Raw genomic sequence first — 2,301 nt, 5'->3', positions numbered from 1 at the left:
TCGGAAGTGCTGCCTATGCTGCCTATTTAAAAGAACAACAGCAACCCTTGCGGTTAATGCTGTCTTTGGAAATGTTAGGGTATTGCGATCGCACTCCCAATTCCCAAACCTACCCACCAGGACTAAAGTATTTTTACCCCAATCAGGGGGACTTCATTACCTTAGTGGGAAACTTGTCAACAATCCTTGACTTGAGGCATTTAGCTCGCCGTATCCGCCAAGCTGGGATCCCTTGTCAGTGCTTACCAGTACCATTACGAGGGGAAATGGTTCCTCAGACCAGATTCAGTGACCACGCTCCATTTTGGGACCAAGGTTATCGAGCTTTGATGGTAACCGATACAGCATTTCTGCGCAATCCCCATTACCATCAACCAAGCGATCGCATTGATACCCTGGACTTAGATTTTCTGACTGGTGTTTGTCGCGGCTTAATTGCTGGTCTTGGTACTCTTGTTTAGGGGAATCGGGAATCGGGAATCGGGAATCGGGAATCGGGAATTTTCTAGATAAGGTGGGCAGTGCATCAGACAAATCAGATCAGCCTTGGGGCGTTATTAAGCACTGCCCACCCTACAGGAACTAGGCAGTGCATCAGACAGATCAGATCAGTCTTGGGGCGTTATTAAGCACTGCCCACCCTACAGGAACTGGTTTCTTCCCGTCAGCTAATCCTTGGGATTAATCACCAATGGGGTTAGCATCTCCGACAAACCTCAACAAGTCTGTCATAGTAAATGTTCCTGGTTTTTCAGAAGGAAGTATCGGCGTCCACTGGGAGCAACGGGATAAAAATGAGTTGCGATCGCCTTCGATAAGACCAACAAAAACTTCAGCCAAAATACGGCTTCCTACATCGCCCAAACGAATTCCGTTACCTTGGATTTGGGCTTCTTTGAGGATATAGTACCACAAGGGGGACTTAACATCAAAACCAAACTGGGCGGCAACATTGCCATCTTGGCCTGTGGAAATATCTTCCTTACTCAAGGGCCGGAATCCCATGCAGCGAGCCACATCTTGACCAGCGGGCAACCCAAGGTTACGACCACGCAACAGATTTCTCACCGCTAGGGAATTAGGTGGTGGAACATTAGGCAAATTCTTGAGGGGGTCAACTAGAAATGGATCAAGTTGGCGGCTCAAGTTAACCGGTACATTAGGATCGATCGGGAAGAAGCGACGCCAGTCAATTATCCAATCACTGGGAATAGGAACGATTTGACCCGATTGAGCAGTGAATAAAAACAGCAGTTGTAAGGTTGCAGGAGTTACCCCACCAGGACGAGAAGTAAACACTCGGTTGTAGTCATAATCCGCACGAATCATGCTGTGTCCGAGACGATAAGCTGCTACAGAGAATTCCACAGGCATGAACGGATCCTGACCAAACTTGAAGAAGCGCCGACCGCCTTCAAGTACTTCTATTAGCTGCTTCTGGTCAATGACGCGAGACAAGAAATCGAACAGTACAATCCACTGATAGTGCCAAACTACCAATTCTCGGGCTGCCTCAAAGGTAGACTTGCCCATGATAGAGTCTGATTTAATGCTGCCATCACGGATGCCCTCAACTATCTTGTTGTGAAACTTCAGGAAAGCTAGGTGGGTCTGGGCAACAATTAAATTTTCATCATTACGGGGGTCACCAATGATGGCCAGAGTACTAGGAGAACGAGGCAGATCGTTGGGCAGTTCTGTCGCAACAGAGGGATCGCCACCACCAGGTTGTTGGTTGGTTTTGCCAATTAAAAACAGATCTGAGTCATCGATTTGGTAGAGATAGGGTTGAACATCAGGACCAGAACCATAGAGACTATCAAGATCCAGCTTTGGCGTGCGAAAATTTTTCACCGCCAAGGGGTCAACCATCATATCTCCGAGAGCAGTGGTATCGAAGGTAATGTCATGATCGATGAATTGACCCAAATAAGTGTAACCAGCAGGTACATTGATATTATCGCCCTTGGGATTATTAGGGTCAGTATCATTCATGGCGTTCCCCAGCTGAGTCAAACCCTCTTCTGAAGGGGTGAAAGCAGGTAGATTAGGAAACATTCTGCCAAACTTACCTGTGGGGGCAAATTCACTGGGGGGTTGATGTTCACCCTTGCGAGGACCAAATCCATGGCGTCTTAACATAATTAAGCTGCTTTTATACCTGTTTTTGTGGTTTATATATCCACTATGAGCTAAGCAACTGATTGATAACAGTACCCTTGAGGGTGAAATTTTTGGCAAGGATATGTTGTATAGTGCTACGCGCAAGTCAGAAGTCAGAAGTCAGAAGTCAGAAGTCAG

The 2,301-nt window shown here is 46.9% G+C and carries 2 protein-coding genes; one reads left to right on the top strand and one right to left on the bottom strand.

Annotation, left to right across the window (positions count from 1 at the left end; genetic code table 11):
• Positions 1-461: M28 family peptidase (locus F6K53_RS37640; protein WP_293084773.1), on the top strand; the 461-nt coding region annotated here is incomplete at its 5' end.
• Between the two features lie 220 nt (positions 462-681).
• Here the strand turns inward: F6K53_RS37640 and F6K53_RS37635 are convergent.
• On the bottom strand, positions 682-2,142 hold the full coding sequence (locus F6K53_RS37635) for a heme peroxidase family protein (protein ID WP_293084770.1): 1,461 nt from the start codon (positions 2,140-2,142) through the stop codon (positions 682-684).
• Positions 2,143-2,301: the final 159 nt, after the last annotated feature.

Origin of the sequence: Moorena sp. SIO4A1, from assembly GCF_010672065.1 — a bacterium.
Lineage (GTDB): Bacteria > Cyanobacteriota > Cyanobacteriia > Cyanobacteriales > Coleofasciculaceae > Moorena.
Note: the sequence above shows the minus strand (reverse complement) of the source record. Positions and strands in the feature narration are given on the sequence as shown.

What these genes read in the sequence shown, in the direction of transcription:
- F6K53_RS37635 (WP_293084770.1), bottom strand. Translation starts at nt 2,142, where the DNA reads ATGTTAAGACGCCATGGATTTGGTCCTCGCAAGGGTGAACATCAACCC.